Annotated in this window: 19 protein-coding genes; 8 read left to right on the top strand and 11 right to left on the bottom strand. The window is 68.0% G+C overall.

Features of this window, described 5'->3' with window-relative positions; all coding sequences use genetic code 11:
* Window positions 1-182 precede the first annotated feature (182 nt).
* Window positions 183-935 carry a COQ9 family protein gene (locus Q0309_RS17445; protein WP_299444336.1) on the bottom strand — a complete coding sequence of 251 codons (753 nt, stop codon included), beginning with the start codon at window positions 933-935 and terminating at the stop codon, window positions 183-185.
* Window positions 936-1,027: 92 nt separating this feature from the next.
* The gene (gene def, locus Q0309_RS17450) at window positions 1,028-1,558 is read right to left on the bottom strand and encodes a peptide deformylase (RefSeq protein WP_299444339.1); all 531 of its coding nucleotides are present in this window, start codon (window positions 1,556-1,558) and stop codon (window positions 1,028-1,030) included.
* Between the two features lie 303 nt (window positions 1,559-1,861).
* On the opposite strand from def, the gene rpsU reads away from it, so the two are divergent.
* Both rpsU and Q0309_RS17460 read left to right on the top strand, forming a co-directional pair.
* On the top strand, window positions 1,862-2,068 hold the full coding sequence (gene rpsU / locus Q0309_RS17455; protein WP_092782067.1) for a 30S ribosomal protein S21: 207 nt from the start codon (window positions 1,862-1,864) through the stop codon (window positions 2,066-2,068).
* Between the two features lie 874 nt (window positions 2,069-2,942).
* Window positions 2,943-3,527: a hypothetical protein gene (locus tag Q0309_RS17460; RefSeq protein WP_299444342.1), complete on the top strand. Its 585-nt coding sequence runs from the start codon at window positions 2,943-2,945 to the stop codon at window positions 3,525-3,527.
* A 19-nt stretch (window positions 3,528-3,546) separates the two neighbouring features.
* On the opposite strand, the gene Q0309_RS17465 is transcribed toward Q0309_RS17460, so the two are convergent.
* The 9 genes from Q0309_RS17465 to Q0309_RS17505 all read right to left on the bottom strand — a co-directional run bounded on the left by Q0309_RS17465 (window position 3,547) and on the right by Q0309_RS17505 (window position 10,204).
* Window positions 3,547-3,966: an EVE domain-containing protein gene (locus Q0309_RS17465; RefSeq protein WP_299444345.1), complete on the bottom strand. Its 420-nt coding sequence runs from the start codon at window positions 3,964-3,966 to the stop codon at window positions 3,547-3,549.
* A 13-nt stretch (window positions 3,967-3,979) separates the two neighbouring features.
* A complete protein-coding gene (locus Q0309_RS17470; protein WP_299444348.1) occupies window positions 3,980-4,267 on the bottom strand; it encodes a YciI family protein in 288 nt (95 codons plus the stop codon).
* Window positions 4,268-4,297: 30 nt separating this feature from the next.
* A complete protein-coding gene (locus Q0309_RS17475) occupies window positions 4,298-4,591 on the bottom strand; it encodes a YciI family protein (RefSeq protein ID WP_299444351.1) in 294 nt (97 codons plus the stop codon).
* A 74-nt stretch (window positions 4,592-4,665) separates the two neighbouring features.
* Window positions 4,666-5,715 (bottom strand): NAD(P)H-dependent glycerol-3-phosphate dehydrogenase, encoded by a 1,050-nt coding sequence (locus tag Q0309_RS17480; protein ID WP_299444354.1) that lies wholly within the window; start codon window positions 5,713-5,715, stop codon window positions 4,666-4,668.
* A 49-nt stretch (window positions 5,716-5,764) separates the two neighbouring features.
* Window positions 5,765-6,331: a hypothetical protein gene (locus Q0309_RS17485; RefSeq protein WP_299444357.1), complete on the bottom strand. Its 567-nt coding sequence runs from the start codon at window positions 6,329-6,331 to the stop codon at window positions 5,765-5,767.
* A gap of 165 nt (window positions 6,332-6,496) precedes the next feature.
* Window positions 6,497-7,171: an HAD hydrolase-like protein gene (locus Q0309_RS17490; protein WP_299444360.1), complete on the bottom strand. Its 675-nt coding sequence runs from the start codon at window positions 7,169-7,171 to the stop codon at window positions 6,497-6,499.
* 8 nt (window positions 7,172-7,179) lie between these two features.
* Window positions 7,180-8,019 carry a hypothetical protein gene (locus tag Q0309_RS17495; RefSeq protein ID WP_299444362.1) on the bottom strand — a complete coding sequence of 280 codons (840 nt, stop codon included), beginning with the start codon at window positions 8,017-8,019 and terminating at the stop codon, window positions 7,180-7,182.
* 211 nt (window positions 8,020-8,230) lie between these two features.
* Complete coding sequence (locus Q0309_RS17500; RefSeq protein ID WP_299444365.1) at window positions 8,231-8,977, bottom strand: PhoH family protein; 747 nt, start codon at window positions 8,975-8,977, stop codon at window positions 8,231-8,233.
* 447 nt (window positions 8,978-9,424) lie between these two features.
* Window positions 9,425-10,204: a protein phosphatase CheZ gene (locus Q0309_RS17505; protein ID WP_299444368.1), complete on the bottom strand. Its 780-nt coding sequence runs from the start codon at window positions 10,202-10,204 to the stop codon at window positions 9,425-9,427.
* 372 nt (window positions 10,205-10,576) lie between these two features.
* Here Q0309_RS17505 and gpmI point away from each other — a divergent pair, with 372 nt between their 5' ends.
* From gpmI to Q0309_RS17535, 6 genes are all read left to right on the top strand, one after another.
* Window positions 10,577-12,166 (top strand): 2,3-bisphosphoglycerate-independent phosphoglycerate mutase, encoded by a 1,590-nt coding sequence (gpmI, locus tag Q0309_RS17510; RefSeq protein ID WP_299444371.1) that lies wholly within the window; start codon window positions 10,577-10,579, stop codon window positions 12,164-12,166.
* Window positions 12,138-13,496 (top strand): peptidoglycan DD-metalloendopeptidase family protein, encoded by a 1,359-nt coding sequence (locus tag Q0309_RS17515; RefSeq protein WP_299444373.1) that lies wholly within the window; start codon window positions 12,138-12,140, stop codon window positions 13,494-13,496. Before gpmI ends, Q0309_RS17515 begins: the two co-directional genes overlap by 29 nt.
* A complete protein-coding gene (locus tag Q0309_RS17520; protein ID WP_299444376.1) occupies window positions 13,493-14,803 on the top strand; it encodes a S41 family peptidase in 1,311 nt (436 codons plus the stop codon). The genes Q0309_RS17515 and Q0309_RS17520 overlap by 4 nt, the downstream gene beginning before the upstream one ends.
* Before the next feature lie 142 nt (window positions 14,804-14,945).
* On the top strand, window positions 14,946-16,949 hold the full coding sequence (locus Q0309_RS17525; protein WP_299444379.1) for a divergent polysaccharide deacetylase family protein: 2,004 nt from the start codon (window positions 14,946-14,948) through the stop codon (window positions 16,947-16,949).
* A complete protein-coding gene (locus Q0309_RS17530) occupies window positions 16,942-17,451 on the top strand; it encodes an RNA pyrophosphohydrolase (RefSeq protein WP_299444382.1) in 510 nt (169 codons plus the stop codon). Before Q0309_RS17525 ends, Q0309_RS17530 begins: the two co-directional genes overlap by 8 nt.
* A gap of 27 nt (window positions 17,452-17,478) precedes the next feature.
* Complete coding sequence (locus Q0309_RS17535) at window positions 17,479-18,459, top strand: M14 family metallopeptidase (RefSeq protein ID WP_299444385.1); 981 nt, start codon at window positions 17,479-17,481, stop codon at window positions 18,457-18,459.
* The last annotated feature ends 179 nt before the right edge of the window (window positions 18,460-18,638 follow it).

Raw genomic sequence — 18,638 nt, forward strand, 5'->3', positions numbered from 1 at the left:
AGCCGTCGTAGGGTGCGTCTGGAGGCGGCGACGCCGCCGACGACGCACCAGGTGGCCGCGACGGCCGCGAGGCGGTGCGTCGCCCGCCGCGTTCGCGGCGGTCAGACGCACCCTACGAGCTCCCTCCCCGTTTACGGGGAGGGTTGGGGAGGGGGCCGGCAATAAGCCGCCCGTCCGCCCGGTCAGGAGGCCGAGCGGCGGCCCCCCCGGAACGGGGACCGCCCGGCCATGTCGCGCATCCGGTCGCCCATTTCGCGCGCCGCCGACACCGGGTTCGGGATGCGCGACAGGCGCGCCTCGACCCGCGACCGCGCCTTGCGCAGACGCACCATGGCGTCGAGACGCCGCTCCAGGAACGCCCAGGTCTCGGCCGAGCCCTCCGACGAGTCGTCCAGCCAGTACAACAGGGTGGTCATGTAGATGCCGGCCAGTTGCATCCGCTTGGTATAGAAGTTGAAGTCGGTCGACGTGTCGCCCACGGCCCACCAGATGGTGTCGACCGTGCGATAGGCGGCGCGCAGCATCAGCGGACCGTTCATCGGCAGCGACAGGACGCCGACGGCGCGGCGGACCGCCTCCCGGTCCATCTCCCACTGCTGCAGGCGCAGGCGGATCGCCAACCCGATCCGCTCGTGCAGGCGCAGGCCCTCGGTGTCGGCCTCATGCAGGGCCTGCTCCATGCGCCGGTCGGCCAGCTCGCACCAGTGCACGACGGCGTCCCGGGGGCCGCCGGCAAAGGCGCGATCGGCCTGGCCGGCGTCGAATCCGGCATCCTTGGCCGCCGCGCGCAGGGTGCGATGGCTCCACCCGTCAAAGGCCACGTGGATCAAGGCCCGTTCGACGATGGCATCACGGATGGCGGTCATGGTGTCATGCGTGCCCGTGTCTTCCGGCGCGGCCGCGTCGTGGATCTGGTCGGTGTGCGTGTCGGTCATGGCGCGTCTCCTTGATGCTGAAGGAGGCGGGTGCCCCCGGTTGTCACGTGTGGGTCTCATGTGTGTACGCATTGCAGGCGGTCGCGGATGAGTCAATCGACCGGGGCCGCCGCGACCTCCGCGCCCTGGGCGTCCACGAATCCGAACGTCCGCAGGTCGCGCATCCGCATGGGATACAGAACGCCGTCCAGGTGATCGCATTCGTGCTGCAGAACGCGGGCATGGAAGTCCGTCGCCTCGCCCTCGATTGCCTGGCCGTCCGCGCTCACCCCACGCCAGCGCACGTGGCGATAGCGGGGAACACTCCCGCTCAGGCCGGGCAGCGACAGGCAGGCCTCGCGCGCCTCGACCATGGCGTCGTCCACGGGCTCCAGTTCGGGGTTGAAGAGAATCCGCAGCGGGATGGCGACGCCAGCATTGCGGGCCGCCGGCACCGCGTAGAGGATGACGCGCCAGGGCACGTGCACCTGCGGCGCGGCCAGCCCGACGCCGCCGGCGTCGCGCAGGGTCTCGACCATGTCGTCGAGCAGCCGGCGCACCTCGGGGGCGGTCGGGTCGTCCACCGGGCGCGCCGGCGTGGCGAGGACGGGGTGGCCCATGCGGGCGATCTTCAGAATGGCCATACGGTGCACATGGGGGCGGCGCGGGGCAGGATGAAGGGGTCGCGTGGCCCCTTCACAAAGCGGTGGCGGCATGATAGCGTCCGAATCCTTCGCTGGCGTGTCCTCACGTTGGCGCAAACGGATTTGTTCGTGGTCTGAAACCCTTCCGCACCCGTCGGTCCCAAGGGGTCGACTGGGGGGTTGGGTATTTTGGTTTTGGGCCTCTGCACGGAGGCCGAGGCAGTCAAGGGGCGTCCCGTCGGGGCCGCCGTACACAAGCGGCGCCCTGGCGGGGCCGCCGTCCACAAGCGAAGGAGAAGAGCCCTGGTTCAGGTTCTGGTGCGCGACAACAATGTCGATCAGGCCCTCAAGGCGCTGAAAAAGAAGATGCAGCGCGAGGGTGTTTTCCGCGAAATGAAGCTGCGCCGCAATTTCGAGAAGCCGTCGGAGCGCAAGGCGCGCGAGAAGGCCGAGGCTGTCCGGCGCGCCCGCAAGCTGGAGCGGAAGCGACTCGAACGCGAGGGGTTCTAGGGCGCCGATCCCGGCGGTCCAGACACACCGCGACCGATGGGGGTGATCCGGTGGGCGACCCGGCGTCGTCCGCCGTTTTCGTGCGTGGTCGCAACGCATGGACGAACCGCGCCCGGACACGGACGCGGTGCGGGTGTGCGGGCGAACGGCCACCGAGGCCCCGGCGGCGCGCTCGTGCCGCGCGCCGGCCGTCCGCTTAAGCTGGCGATCGCCCGGGAGTCTCGGCGCCCCCAAAAAAGACCCCTTGACGACGAACCGCCCCTGAAGGTTTTAATAGGTCGGCATCCAGTTCGCCCGGCATCCCGTGCGTTGCGGCGAATCCATCCACCCCTGTTTGGAGTACAGTCACCCGGCGTTCGACCTGCCTGCCTCGCGCGCGGTCTGGTGTGGTCTCAAAGAGCACCTGCATTCCGCGCGACCCATGGCCGGGCATTGCGTCAATTATTTGTGATTGCGCTTAAATATTTAGTAAATAAAAAATTGTTGCCTTTCTTCGCGCGCACCGGGTACCATACTTTCATGCTGTGGAGATCGGGGGCGTTTCCAAAGTGTTTGGCGGGTTCGGGCGGCCGCCGTTCTTCCACACAAATTGACGCGTTCCCATACCCCAGTGGGGCGATGCGGCTTGCATGACAGCCGCGACGTTGCGCTGGAAAATGGGCGACAGGATCCGACGGGAGGCACCCCCCCCGACTGCCCCCCAGCCTCTCGTTGGAGGGAGCCCCCCCGGATAGCCTCCGGGGGGGCTCTTCGTTTCTCTGGCGGGGCGCCGCCGGCCGCGACACTTGCCCGGGTGCCCCGACCTTGCCAGTCCCCAGGATTTCTCTTGACGGCGCGCCCGCAATCGCAAGATCAAGGGCGCGGACGCACGTCCATGCCCGACCTGGGGATACGGCAAAACGGCGCGGATGATGGTCCACCGCGCCCGAGTCGTTGCGTTCGGCCGGACACTCGGATCGTCCTGATCCTAAACGCCTATTTGATCCATTCGTTGCTATTTTTGGGGGTCGCCATGATGGAGTTGGGAGCCACTCTCGCCGTCGGTCTGCTGGTGTGGAGCGGCCTGCGGCAGCGCGCCTTGATGCGCGAGGTGCGGGAAAGCCTGGAAAAACAGCAGAGCGATGGCTCCCCGGCGACCACCGGCACGCCCGCAGAAGCCCCCAAGCCTCCCCCAGCGACACCGGCGGCGAAACCAGAGGCCAAACGCGAAACAGCCGCAGCCGCGGCTCCGACCGCCGCCCCCACGCCCAAGCCCGCGCCGGCGGCCCCCGAGGGCCGGACCAAGCCCGAAGAGTCGGCCGCAGCACCCGCGACGGCTCCGGCTGAGACGAAACAGGCCCCCGCCACCAAGGGCTCGACCGCCCGGAAGGGCTCCGGCAAATCGACGGCCAGCAAGAGCAAGGCCACGGGGACGAAGAGCGGCGGTACCAGGAAAAAAGGCACCCCCCCCAAGGCCTGAGGCGCGGCGCCGCGCCCGCCTATTCCTGGCCTGGGCAGCCGGCCATCTCGCACAAAAGGACCCACGCCGCGTCGGGGATGGGCATGACGGACAGGCGCGATTGACGGATCAGGGGCAGGTCGGCCAGGCGCGACTCCGCCTTGATCGCCGCCAGGGTGACCGGCTCCGGCACGGCCCGCACCGCCTCGACGTCCACCATGCCGAAGCGCCCCGACGCGTCGCTCGGGTCCGGGTAGTACTCCCGCACCACCCGCACGATCCCGACGATGCGCTTTTCGTTGACCGAGTGATAGAAGAACGCCGTGTCGCCGCACCGCATGGCGCGAAGGTTGTTGGCGGCCTGGTGGTTGCGCACCCCGTCCCACGGCTCGACACCGGCCCGGACCTGATCGTCCCAGGACCAGGCGCCGGGCTCGCTCTTCAGCAACCAGTGGCCCACGGCGCGCGCTCCGTCAGGCGTCAAGCGGCAGGGTCCGCCGGAACGGACAGATCGTCACCGACGCGAACACACCCGCCCGGTTGAACGGGTCGCCCTGGGCAAAGGCGACCACCGAGTCGCGGTCGGGGAACTCGACCACCAGCAGGCTGCCGATGCTGCTGGTGCGGGCATCGTTCTGCAACGGCCCGGCCATCACCAGGTGGTCGGCGTGGGCGTCGAGATGGGTCAGGTGGGCGTCGCGATGGGCGGCCCGAATGGGCGCGCTGTTGGGCACGTCGACGCAGTTGATCATCCACAGCATACGGTGGCCTCCGACACGCGAGGGCAGGACTCAGGCGACCGCAGGAGTCGGCAGCACCTGCTTGAACGGGCGGATCAGCACGGCCTCGAACAGCCCGGCCTGGAAATACGGGTCGTCCCGCACGAACGCCTCGACCGCGCTCTTGTCCGGCATGTCAACGACAATCAGGCTGCCGACCATGCCCTCGCCATCATCGGTGACGAGCGGCCCGCCCAGTCGGATGGCCTCGTTGTGCGCCTTGGCGTGCTCCAGGTGCGCGTTTCGCGTCCGCAACCGCAGATCCCGGCTGTTGGGCTTGTCGAGGCAATAGATGACAAACAACATAAGGCACTCTCTCCGGTGAACGACGGGCCGGTGAACGACGGGCCGGTGAACAACGAGCCGTATGGTATGTTTTATCAGCCCCCCGGCTTCGCAACCACCCCCTGTGCGGTGACCCGCCCATCGGGTTCGGCCCGGAAAGGGCGAGACAACAGGCCGGCGATGGCCGCGTCGAGATCGGCCCGCCCACTCAGTACGGCCTCGACCGCGCCACAGATCGGCAGATCAACACCTTTTTGTTGGCCCATGCCCACGACCGCGCGGGCCGTGTGTACACCCTCGGCCACCGAGCGCCGTTCGCCGAGTACGTCCGCCAGCGCCCGGCCCTGGCCCAGCGCCACGCCCAGCGAGTAGTTGCGCGACTGCATCGAGGTGGCGGTGAGCATGAGATCGCCCAGGCCGGACAGCCCCATCAAGGTGTCCGGGCGGCCCCCCATGGCCGCGGCGAGGCGGGACAACTCGGCCAACCCCCGCGTGATCAGGGCGGCACGGGCGTTGTCCCCCAGGCCCCGGCCCTCGACGATGCCGCAGGCGATGGCCAGCACGTTCTTGACGGCGCCGCCGATCTGCACACCGATGACGTCGTCGCTCCAGTAGGGGCGGAACGTCGGTGTGCCCAGGGCCAGCACCAGGGCCTCGCCCAGCGCCCGGTCGGCGCACGCGAGGGTCACGGCGGTGGGCAGGCCGCGCGCCACCTCGGCGGCGAAGGTCGGGCCGGAGAGCACGGCCAGCGGCCTGCCGGGCAGCGCCTCGGCAACCGCCTGACCCAGGGCTGCCCCGGTCTCGATCTCCAGCCCCTTGGCGCAGATGACCGCCGGCAGGCCGGCGGGCCAGGACTCGGCCAGGCTTTCGCAGACCCCGCGCAGCACCTGCGCCGGCGTCACCAGCAAGACGGCCTCGGCCGCCGCGACCACGGCGGCGGCGTCGGTGGTCGCCTCCAGATCCTCGGGCAGGGTGACACCGGGCAGGAAATCCGGATTGGCGTGGGCGCGGGTGATCGACTCGGCCACCTCCGGCTCGCGCGCCCACAGGCGGACGCGCCGGCCGGCCCGGCAGGCGGTGGCCGCCAGGGCCGTGCCCCAGGCGCCGGCGCCGATGATGCCGATGTGCTCGATAGTCTCGGTCATGCGGGGTTTATGGAGCGGCCCGGCCCCGGACACAAGGGGCGGGGCGCGCCTATCCGAAGCGGACGACCGTGCCCAGGTCCGGGCGCAGGATCATGATGACGCCCAGGGCGGCGCAGCCGATGGCCGTGACCACCGCCCACACCCCGGCCTGCACGCCGCGCGCGGTGGCCGAAAAGCGGGCGGCGCGCATCCACCCCATCAGGCCGCCGACCACCGGGGCGGCGAACGGAAACCCGACCAGGGCATAGGCGCCCAGGGCGGCCATCCACAGCAGCACCAGCAGCACCGCTCCCAGGCGCAGGTGAATCTTGGGAATTCCGTACAGCAGGTCGGTCAGGAACGACGACAGAAAGCCGACCAGCAGGCCGACCATGCCGAACACGACCACACCCTGGAAGTTGATCGTCGCCCGGGGCATGGCCCCGCCCGCCGCCTCGGGCGTGCCGAAGGTGTCCGTGAACAGGGCCAGCGCCGGCTGTTGCCAGCCCGAGGGAATGGTCAGCAGCCACGCCGTCGCCAACCCACCGAGCGCCCAGCCGAGCGTCGTCAGCACCAGCTGGCCGTGACGCGGCTGCGCGAGGTAGCGTTCCTCGTCGGTCATCTCGTGGATTGGCACCGGCCCCTCCCCTTGGCTTGCCGGGCGCACCCATACGCCCGACGCGGGTGCGGATATTCGGCCGGCGGGGGGTCGGATGGCAAGGGGGGGGGGCGTCCAGCCGGTTCCGAGTGACGTCAAACAACCAACGACAGCACGTTCCGATGCAACCTCAACTCGATGCGCCTAGCATACGGCCGCTATCGGCTCTAATACTCCATTCGGCACGACAAACGCGTCCCTGAGCTCGTATGGATCGTGACAGAAATCGTGGCACCCGGCTTGCTTCAGTTCCTTTTTCGTACCGTAGCCCCACAAGGCTCCCACTGGCCGCATTTCATTGTTTATGGCCCCCACAACGTCATAGCAGCGGTCTCCCACCATAATGCTTCTATTGACATTCGCGCGGGATCTCCGAATGGCGATTTGTAGCAGTTCCGTTTTATGCTCTTCCTCCTTTAGACCTGTCCCAACAACGCCTGCAATATACTTACTGAGGACCTGAGAGTTCTCGACGACTTTCGACGCATACTTCTGTGGCTTTGACGTTACAATCCATGCTGTGGCGCCCCGAGAGGTCAGGCATTCCAAGAGGTCCCTAATGCCAGGGTATTCCGGAGTCAGCCGAATGCCCTCTTGTTCATATGCCGCGCGAAAGGCCTTTATACCCCTTCCGATCCCATGGTCATCAATAGACGGATCTAGGGTTCTAAAGGCCTCCGGGAGAGATACTCCAAGGAACCTCGACAAATTGCCGGGATACATTCCAAGCTCGGCAAATGCTGCCTCAAAAGATAGAGCTAATCCGGGTCGAGAGTCGCAGAGAGTTCCATCGAGATCGAAAAAGTAGGTCGAGAGCACGATACACCTCAGTTGCTGGTTGTTTGACCGCCACCCGGAACGCCATTTTTAGAATTCAAAGAACCTTCAGAAAAATAGCTACACATTAAGCTTATCATTTTTCCCGTGTGGCGTACGTAATTTTTTCTGGCCATGCTAACGAAGAAGATAACAATACCGACGCCCAGCCCATAGGGAAACAACAATGGCAAAGCGTCTGCCCCTCCGGAAGTTACAATAAACCATACAAAATGAAAAAACAAAAGAAAAACAATAGATAAAGCGACATTAATATGCAATTCCATATAATACCAATATTGCTCTTGAACAAACATTATTTTCGAGGCATCGAAGCGATCCAACATAAGGTATTCAGGGTCTGTCGCCATAAAAAAGGCCTCCCTAAGATCACCATTTATGCCGTCGCGCCCCTCGCAATTTGGATTTGTGCAATTGCCTCCATCCTTTCCGTCCAGGCGACTGCAATCTTGTAGTTGGCTGCACGACATTTTCTCCCAATACTTTCTCTTTACAACTTCATGCAATTGCTCTCTAAGCCTTTCGAGTTTTTCATACTCTGGGGCCTTCTTCGCATTCTTGGCAGGTTGTCTAACCGGATCCCTCACAAATCGATTCAAAACGATTGCAAAAACCAGCGTATTCGAAAATAAACCAAGGGCTATCGCAAAGACAATGCCATAAAATATCAACAAGGCGGCACCCTGCTCAGAAAAAAATTCGTAAACCCTGGCGTAGCCGAAGATAATAGCATAGATGTCATACACAAAGACTGCGACCACAGCCCATATGACACCGGGAATAAAGGTCTTAATTAACCGGCCAAACGTAAACGTTGTAAATAAGTTCATTTAATCCCTCCTCTTTGGCAGGCCCAAACTTTTCCAATAGCCGCTTTTGCCACTTGCGGCTAACATAAAGATTGCAGCGAAGCCGCGCTACCGTAGGAGATGTACCGTGCCCATCTTCCGTCTACGATCGACACGATTCTAACGAATCGTTTGTGCAGATCGAACCGGAAGCGAAAGCGTTGCCGATCAAGACGCCTATGGCAACACCAAATCACAACACCGCCAACATGCACGACACCAGCGGGTGGCGCACCACGTCGCGGTCGGTCAGGCGCACGACGGCGATGTCCTCCAACGCCTCCAGGCGGTTTGCGATGTCGGACAGGCCGGAGACGCCCGGCAGCAGGTCGGTCTGGTCCGGATCGCCCGTGATAACCATGCGCGAATGCCAGCCCAGCCGCGTCAGCAGCATCTTGATCTGACCATAGGTGCAGTTCTGCGCCTCGTCGATGACCACGAAGCAGTTGTTCAGCGTGCGCCCGCGCATGTAGGCGATGGGCGCGATCTCGATGGTGCCGTCGGCGATCAGCGCCTTCAGCCGCTTGCCGCCGGTGCGGTCGGACAGCGCGTCGTACAGCGGGCGCAGGTACGGCAGCAGTTTCTCTTCCATGGTGCCGGGCAGGTAGCCCAGGTTCTCGCCGGCCTCGACGGCCGGCCGCGACAACACGATGCGGTCGATGCGGCCTTCCTCCAGCTGGCGCACGGCGGTGGCAATGGCCAGGTAGGTCTTGCCGGTGCCCGCCGGGCCGATGGCCACGGTCAGCGGGTGGTCCTCCATGGCCTCCAGCAGGCGGCGCTGGTTCTCGTTCTGCGGCCGGATGTTGCGCTTGTAGCTCTGGTCGCGGCGCCCGTCGATGGGATCCCAGCCGACCCCCAGCGGGTGCAGCGGCACGGGCGCGGTGCTCTGCGTCTCCTGCGGCGGACGGGCGGCGGCGGACTTGGCGGAGCGTTTGGCCATGACGGTCACGTCCTTTCGGAATAGAGGGCGTTCATGGGAGGTACCCGGCGATCAGCCTGGCCCGACACGAAAAACGCCCCCGAGGGACTCGGAGGCGTGGCGGATGACAGGGTCCGACGGGCGGGACGGGGGCCGGGACCACACCCGGCGGCGCGGGGCCATGCGGCAGGGGTGGGATGAGCGGTCGATGATGGGAGCCGAGGCGGCGACACGTCGTCGATCCAAGCCGTCAAACGCTCCATGTAGTGCGTCTCCTGACCCAAAGCCCACGAAAACGATACGACGGCGGCGGCCTCGTGTCACCCTTCTTTTGTATGAATGGATTGTGACGCCACCAGATATGGGGCAATTGGGGCCAGAAACCGGCCATGCCCGACCCCCGACGGCAGCGCCGTCGCCAACCATGGCACCCAGCGGCGACCCCAGATGTGGTTCCCCGGACGTGGGTCAGTCGAACAGCGCGTCGATCTCGTCCTGCGAGATTCCCTTGGCGCCGGTCTGCGGACCATTGAGCAGTTGCCGGTCCCGCTCCTCCTGGCTGGCGGCGGCCGCGGTGTCCTCCTCCGGCACCACGAAGCCGTCCCGACCCCAGATGTCCATCATGCGCTCAATGCGCTCCTCGATGAACTTCATGGTGTTGACGACCTTGGTGATACGCTGGCCCGTCAGGTCCTGGAAGTTGCAGTGCTCGAACACGCCGAGCAGCGTCTCCTGCATTTCGTCGACCACGCCCCGGACGTAGGTGTCCTTCAGGTGGGCCTGGACTTCGGCGATCTGCCCGGACATCTTTTCCGCGATATCCAGGATACCATTGGTCGCGGTTTCGGTAGCGTCAACGATGGCGTCCAGCTCGGTCGCCATCACGGTCAGGCGATCCCCGTCCTCACGCTGGTCGCGAAGTTTGGCGAGCTCGATCTTGGTCTCGTCGATGCTGTGGGCCAGGGCGATGAGTTCGGTGCGCAGCAGGCGCGCCTCGTCGATCTTGCGCCACTCGGGAGGTGGCGGCTCCTTGGCGCCATTCCCTTTGGTGCGGACGTCCGGCCCGGACGCCTCGATATTCGACTCGAGGGTACCGAGGCGCTTCGCCAAGCCATCTATCGCCGCCAGGATCGTGGCCGTATCAGTGTTTCCAGCCGGGACCCCTGCCGGGGCCTGGTGCGGTTGCCAGGGCCCGCCGGCGGACGTGCGGCGCAACTCCGCCGTATAGGGACGACGAGATGTGGCCATGGCGCTCTCCCTTTCTGGCAGCCGCGATCACCTTCTGATAGACGGTCCCATCGTCTGATAGATAGACGGTCCCACCGTCTACGCCCGCCTGCCCCACATGCTACCCCACCGTGTTAGCTACACCAGAGTTGGGCGCATTGGCAACCGCGCGGTTTTTGGCACGCGTCAGGCGACAGCCGGTGCCAGGGGGTGACGATCGCCCCCGCTCGCCCTACATCAAGGCCAAACGATCGCCGCCCTGGCCCCTTTTTCCGGGTGTGACGGTGCGCCGCGCCGGTGGTACGGTTCGCGGTGCCGGCCGGATCCGCCACGGTCGGGGGCCGCGCGGGCCGAGCATGAGCCGCACCCCACAGTCGGAGCCCCGAGACCGCCATGACCGACACGCCACAGCGTCCCCGCCCCGTCGTCCTGTGCATCCTGGACGGATGGGGCCACCGCGAAGAGACCACCGACAACGCCATCGCGAAGGCCAACACGCCCACCTGGGACCGCCTGCTGCGCGACAACCCGCACACGCTGATCGAGACCAGCGGCGGCGATGTCGGCCTGCCGCACGGGCAGATGGGCAATTCCGAGGTCGGCCACATGAACCTGGGTGCCGGCCGTGTCGTGGTGCAGGACCTGCCGCGCATCGACGGCGCGGTGCGGGATGGTTCGCTGGCGACCAACCCGGGGCTGACCCGGTTCATTGACGCCTTGAAGGACAGCGGCGGCACCTGCCACCTGATGGGCCTGATGTCGCCCGGCGGCGTGCATTCGCACCAGGACCACATGGTGGCCCTGGCCAAGGCGGTCAGCGACGGCGGCGTGCCGGTGGTGGTGCACGCGCTGATGGACGGCCGCGACACGCCCCCCTCGGCCGGCAAGGGCTACCTGCAGCGGTTCCTGGCCGACGTGGCCGATGTACCCGACTGCCGGGTCGGCGTGGTCTCGGGCCGCTACTACGCCATGGACCGCGACAAGCGGTGGGACCGGGTGGAACGCGCCTATAACGCCATCGTTGACGGCGATGGCGTGGCCTCGGCCGACGACCCGCTCGCCGGCATCCAGATGGCCTATGACCGGGGCGAGACGGACGAGTTCATCAATCCCATGGCGATCGGCGGCTACGCCGGCATGGCCGACGGCGACGGCATCCTGATGGCCAATTTCCGGGCGGACCGGGCGCGCGAGATCCTGGCCGCCCTGCTTGATCCCGCGTTCGAGGGCTTCGCCCGCCGGCGGATGGTGCGTTTCTCCAGTGCCCTGGGCATGGCCGAGTACTCCAAGGCCCACAATGCCTGGATGGAGACCCTGTTCCCACCGGAGACGCTGACCGGGATCCTCGGCGAGGTCGTCGCCAATGCCGGCCTGACGCAACTGCGCATCGCCGAGACCGAGAAATACGCGCACGTCACGTTCTTCTTCAACGGGGGCGAGGAGACCCAGTTCCCCGGCGAGGAGCGCATCCTGGTGCCCAGCCCCAAGGTCGCCACCTACGACCTGCAGCCGGAGATGAGCGCCCCGGAGGTCACCGACCGTCTGGTCGAGGCCATCGACAGCGGCCAGTTCGACCTTGTGATCCTGAACTACGCCAACGGCGACATGGTCGGTCACAGCGGCATTCTGGAGGCCGCCATCAAGGCCGCCGAGGCCGTGGACGGCTGCCTCGCCCGCCTGGAGGAGGCGGTGGTCCGGGCCGGCGGCGTCCTGCTGGTGACCGCAGACCACGGCAACATGGAGATGATGCGCGACCCGGAGACCGGGCAGCCGCACACGGCGCACACGGTCGGCAAGGTGGATGCCATCCTGGTCAACGGCCCGCCCGGTATGACGCTGCACGAGGGCCGGCTGGCGGACGTGGCGCCGACGCTGCTGGCGCTGATGGGCCTGCCGCAGCCGGCCGAGATGACCGGCCAGCCGATGCTGTCGGGTGAGGGTGAGGAGACGCGCCATGCCGCGCGCGCGGGCGCCGGGGCGTGAGCGCGTGTGGCGCCCGGTCGCCGCGCTGATCGGACTGGCGGCGCTGGCGCTGAGCGCGCCGGCGCTTGCCGAGGACGCGGACCCGCAGGACGCGCTGCGCACGGTGGAGGAGCGCCTGGCCGCCGAAAAGGCGGCGCGCGAGGACCTCGCCGCCAAGCGGGAGGCGCTGGCGGAGGACCTGCGGCGCGTGCGCGCCCAGGTGATCGACAGCGCCGAGGCCGTCCAGGACGCCGAAGAGAACCTGTCGGCGCTGGAAGACCGGCTTGAGGCCCTGCACGCGGAACGGGACCGGATCATCTCGACCCTGTCGCTGCGGGACGACCAGATCGCCCGCGTGCTGACCGCCATTCAACGCCTGGCTTGGCGCCCGACCGAGGCCCTTCTGGTGCAGCCGGCGCCCCCCGCCGACACGGTGCGCGGCGCCATCCTGCTGCGCGCCGCCATCCCCCACATCGAGGAGCGCGCGCGTGTGCTGTCGCGCGATCTCGATTCCCTGCGCGGGCTCGACACCGCCATCACCGCCCAGCGCGCCGAGATCGCCGAGGAAACGGCGGCCCTGAAGGTGGCCCACGCCCGCCTGGAGGCCCTGTTCGACCAGAAGGCCGCGTTGCAGCGCGACACGTTGGAACGCGAGCGCGAGGCCGCGCGACGCGTCGCCCGGCTGGGGCAGGAGGCGGCCGACCTGCGCGATCTGGTGGAACGCCTGGAGGCCGCCCGGTTCCGCCGCGACAGCCTGGACGCGCTGCGGCGGGGCTGGGAGGACCGCGCCCAGGCGCTGGAGTCGGAGCGTCAGCGCCAGATTGCCGAGGCGGCGGCCGAGTCCGACCCGGCCGCGCCGGCGGAGGCGCCCTCCGCGCCACCGGAGGCGCCCCTTGTCCAGGCGGCGGCGCCCGCGCCGCTGCCCGAGCCCGAACCGGCGCCGCCCCGCGCGTTCGCCTCGGGGCGCGGCGCCATGCCGATGCCGGCGCGCGGCCGCGTCGTTGCCCGCTACGGTGAACCTGACGATGTCGGCGGCACCAGCAAGGGGGTGACGGTCAGAACCCGCGACGGCGCGCAAGTGGTGGCGCCCTTCGATGGAACGGTCGCCTTCTCCGGTCCGTTCCGAGGGTACGGCCTTCTCTTGATCATTGAACACACCGACGGATATCATTCGCTTCTCGCCGGACTGAGTCGCCTGGACGCCCACGTCGGGCAGAACCTTCGCGCCGGCGAGCCGGTCGGTGTCATGGGCGGCGACGATCCCACCCTGTACATCGAACTGCGCCGGGACGGCCGGCCCATCAACCCCCTGCCCTGGCTGGCGGCGGGCTCGGACACTGGAAAGGGATGATGCGCAAAACTCTCGCGATCCTCGCACTCGTCGTGGCCGGCGCCGTCGCCGTGGCGGCCATCGGAACGGTGTATGTCGTGCCTCACGCCGCCGCGCGGGACGACGAGACGTACCGGCTGATGGAGCTGTTCGCCAACGTGTTCGAGCGGGTCAAGACCGACTACGTGGAAGAGGTCGAAGACCGCGAGCTGATGGAAGCGGCTATCAACGGCATGTTGACCTCGCTCGACCCGCACTCCAGCTACCTGAACAAAGATCACTTCCGCGACATGCAGGTGCAGACCAAGGGGGAGTTCGGGGGGCTCGGCATCGAGGTCACGATGGAAAACGGCCTGGTCAAGGTCGTCTCGCCCATCGATGACACGCCGGCCGCGCGGGCCGGCCTGGAGCCGGGCGACGTCATCACGCACCTGGACGGTAAACCGGTGACCGGCCTGACGCTGAACGAGGCGGTGGACCACATGCGCGGCCGGGCCGGCACCGACATTGAGCTCACCGTGCGCCGCGAGACGGGCGAGCCGTTCAAGGTGACCATCACCCGCGACGTCATCACCATCAAGTCGGTGCGCCACCGGGTCGAGGGCGGCGACGTCGGCTATCTGCGCATCACGTCGTTCACCGAGCAGACAGACAGCGGCCTGCGCGACTCCATCGCCGCCTTGCAGGAGGAGTTGGGCGACGATCTCAAGGGCTTCGTGCTGGACCTGCGAAACAACCCGGGCGGCCTGCTGGACCAGGGGGTGGCCGTCGCCGATGCCTTCCTGGACAAGGGTGAGATCGTCTCCACCCGCTCGCGTCACCTGGACGACACCATGCGCTTCAACGCGCGCTCGGGCGATCTGGCCGACGGCCTACCGATGGTGGTGATCATCAACGGCGGGTCCGCCTCGGCGTCGGAGATCGTCTCCGGCGCCCTGCAGGATCACGGCCGCGCGCTGGTGGTCGGCACCCGCAGCTTCGGCAAGGGGTCCGTGCAGACCATCGTGCCGCTGCCCGGCAACGGCGCCATGCGCATCACCACGGCGCGCTACTACACGCCGTCGGGCCGTTCGATCCAGGCCAAGGGCATCGAACCGGACATCACCATCCCGGTGGCCCGCGTCGAGGTGGTGAACGCGCCGCACCGTCGCAGCGAGGCCGACCTGCGCAACGCGCTCGACGTCGACGAGGAGGGCGACACGCCAGACGCCGCCAATGACAACGACGCGGGGGACAACGGCAACGGCGAGGATTATCAGCTCACGCGTGCCGTGGACCTGCTGCGCGGGCTGGCCCTGTACCGGGAGCGCATGGCCCTGCAGCAGTGACGGAGCCGTGCGCCGGAAACAGACGCGATGCGCCCATCCTGAGTACACCCGGAGTCGTGACGCGGCTTTCCTTCATGGCGTCTTTTCCGCTATGATCCCCTCTATCATGGGGGGGGTGGGCGCCTGAAGGAGACAGACCGCCTTGAAACTGCCCGGCTTGTCCCGAGGACGCGGGACCCGCAGACCGTTCGACCCGCTGGGCGATCCGTTCGAAGAGGCGGAGTCGGAGGACACGCCCGGACGGCGTCGCGCCGGCAACATGGCCGCGTCCGCGGAACGCGGGGCGACGCGGTCCACTCGCCGCGCGCCGGACGATGACGACATGGGCCTGGGCGACCTTCCGCCCAGCGATATGTCGGACTCCGCCAGCGGCCTCGTCTCCCGCCTGTTCGGCAGTCGACCGGGGTCGGAGGACGACCTGCGGGGCCTGTCCGACCTCGACGGCCGCCCGCTGAACCAGGGCGAAGGGAACCGGGGCGCCCTGTTGGGCGGGCTCGCCGCGCTGGTGGTGGTCGGCGGCCTGGGGTGGGCCTGGGCCAGTGGCGCCTTCGACGGGATCATGGGGGGCGAGACCGAGACCGCCTCGAACTCACACGGCGCCGGCCCCGTTTCCGAAGTGATCGCCCCGGACCGCGTCGTCGCCGAGTTGCCGCCGTTGCAGGTTGCCTCCGAACCCGAGCCGGACGCCGTGGTCGACGACCCGACTGCCGCCACCGATCGTTCGTCCGACCGCCGACCCTGGCTGTCCACAGGCGACGCGGCGGAGGACGAGACGACCGCGCAGCCGGGCACCATCGCCACCGAGATGGCCCGCGCCAACGGCGAATCGGGCTCCGACGCCGAAGGCGGACCGGACCAGGGTCCGCAGGACGCCGCGACAGTGGCCGACGGCGCGTCCGATCCGGGCGACGGCGCGGACGCACCGGTGGACACCGCCGCGACCGCCGACCCCACCGAGCTTGGCGCCGACGCCGCCGCCTCAGAGGATACGGCGGCCGGACCGCCATCCATGGCGGACGCGGACGTGCCCGCCGATACCCCCCGCATCCCGGCCGAGGGCGTGCGGGCGCGCGTGGACATGGCCGCGCCGGAGATCGACCTGCGCAACATCCCCGGCCTGCTGCCGGTACCGGCGGGCGTCGCCCCGTTCAGCGAGCCTGACGTCCCGAACCGCATGGCGCAAACGCCACCGGTCCCGCGCTACAAGGACATCCCCAAGGCCGAGGGCACACGGGGCAGCCCGCTGTCCGACGCCCCGGACGACGACCTGCTGGAACCCGGCCCCTATGGCCCCCTGCCCACGGTCGGCCCGGATGGCACGCCGCCGTGGCAGGCCTACGCCGGCCGTGACCGGGCTGCGGACAACCAGCCGCGCGTGGCCATCGTCGTTCATGGCCTGGGCATGATGGAGGATCCCCTTGAGGCGGCCATGACCCGCCTGCCGCCGGCGGTCACGCTGTCCTTCTCCCCCTACGCGCGCAACCTTACGGAAAAGATGCAGGCGGCACGCGAGGCGGGGCACGAGGTGATGCTTGACCTGCCCATGGAAGGCGCCGCCTTCCCCGCCCAGGATCCGGGGCCGCTTGGCATGATCACTCTGCTGCCGCCGCACGAGACGCTCGACCGGCTGCAACGCCTGCTGCCCCGGGGCCAGGGCTACGTCGGCGTCCTGGCCGCGACCCCGGGCAAGTTCGCCAACGCGCCCGAGCCGATGGAACCCGTGCTGAGCACCCTGCGCAAGGCCGGCCTGCTGTACCTGCACCAGGGCGGCGCCCGCGCCCTGGCCGCCAACCGGCGCGTCCTGCCGCCGCTGCGCGCCGTGGACGTGGTGATCGACCAGCGCGGTTTCGCCGAAAGCATCGACGCCCGGCTCGACTACCTACGCCGCGTGGCGCAGGCGCGCGGCTCGGCGATCGGCGTGACGGGCGCCTCGCCGCTGGCGTTCGCCCGCGTGCGGGCGTGGGCGGAAAGCCTGGCGGCGCAGGGGATCGCGCTGGCGCCGGTCTCCGCCCTGGTGACCCGGGGCGGCGGAGCGGGCGGCGGTACGGCCCTGCCGGACCCCGAGGCCCGCTCCGACCTGGGCTCGGCTGAGCGCGAGACCCCGAACGCGGTCGCCACCCAGGACGGCGCGGCACGCCATGGGTGAGTCGGCGACCGCCACACAGGGGTACCGGCGCGGCGTCGGCATCATGCTGATGAATCCGGACGGACTCGTCTTTGTCGCGCAGCGGATCGATTTCAAGAGCGACGCCTGGCAGATGCCCCAAGGCGGCATTGACGCGGGCGAGGATCCGCTTCAGACCGCCTTGCGCGAACTGGAGGAGGAAACGGGCATCCCGCCGCGCCTGACCGCCGTGGTCGCCGAGTCGCCGACATGGTTGCGCTACGACCTGCCGGAAGACCTGCGGGGACACCTGTGGGGCGGCCGCTACCGGGGCCAGGAACAGAAGTGGTTCCTGATGCGGTTTCTGGGGCGCGACGAGGACGTGCGGCTGGACACCGCCCACCCCGAGTTCTCCGCCTGGAGATGGGTGCCGCCCGAGCGCGTGATCGATCTGATCGTCCCGTTCAAGCGCGACCTCTACGCGCGGGTTCTGGATACCTTTCGCCCCCACCTTGCCCTGGTGGCGTCCGACCCGGCGCCGTGACGCCGGCGTTTGGCCGATTCTGTTTTGATGTGTGCCGCTGTGACGACCCTGGACTACCCCGTCGAGTTGAGTCCCCCCGACATCTCGCCGTACCGCGAAGGCAACACGGGCATCCCGTATGCCACGTCGTTCGAGTCCGGCCAGCCCGGCCCCCATGTCATGGTCTCGGCCCTGGTGCACGGCAATGAATTGTGCGGCGCCCTGGCCCTGGACTGGTTGTTTCGCGAGCGGATCCGCCCCGTTCGCGGGCGCCTGACGCTGGCCTTCGTCAACGTGTCGGCGTTCGGCCGCTTCGACCCCGCCGACCCGAGCGCGTCCCGGTACGTCGACGAGGATTTCAACCGCGTGTGGTCGCCCGAGGTGCTGGACGGCCCCCGCCAGAGCGTGGAACTGGCCCGCGCGCGCTCCCTCCGGCCCCTGGTGGATACGGTCGACCTGCTGCTGGACCTCCATTCGATGCACCACCCCAACCCGCCGCTGGCGCTGGCCGGTCCGCTCGACAAGGGTCAGGCGCTGGCCGAGGCCGTCGGCACCCCGGCGCTGATCGTTCGGGATGCCGGACACGCGGCCGGCACGCGGATGCGGGACTACGGCGCGTTTGGTGATCCCGGATCCAGACGCGCCGCGCTGCTGGTGGAATGCGGCCAACACTGGGAGCGCGCCAGCGCCGCCGTGGCCCGAGAGGTGCTGATGCGGTTCCTGCTGGCCACCGGCACCATCGACCCCGCCGTCGCGCGGGCGCGCCTGCCCACCGACCCGCCGCCGCCGCAACGGGCCATCGAGGTGACCGAGGCGGTGACCATCCGGACCGACGCGTTCCGCTTCGCGCAGCCTTTCGTCGGCCTGGAGGTGCTGGCGCGCGCCGGCACCGTGATCGCCCACGACGGCGATGAGCCCGTCGTCACCCCGTTCGACGACTGCGTGCTGGTCATGCCCTCACGGCGCCTGCACAAGGGCATGACGGCGGTGCGCCTGGGCCGGTACGTCGACACCAGGGCGGCCGCATAGCGTCACCGGCCAGGTGGGGAGTGGCTGGCGCAGACGTTACGGACGTCAAAAACGCGCCAGAAAATGCGCGCGGCCTCGTAACCATTTAAGATCAAATCGCGGCGGGCCAGACTGCGGTTCCGGGTTCTGGAATGGAGCCCGATCCGTTATCATCAGAGTCAAGTCAGTGCGGCACTCGG

The sequence above is a fragment of the uncultured Rhodospira sp. genome (assembly GCF_937138205.1).
In the GTDB taxonomy this organism is placed as follows: domain Bacteria; phylum Pseudomonadota; class Alphaproteobacteria; order Rhodospirillales; family Rhodospirillaceae; genus Rhodospira.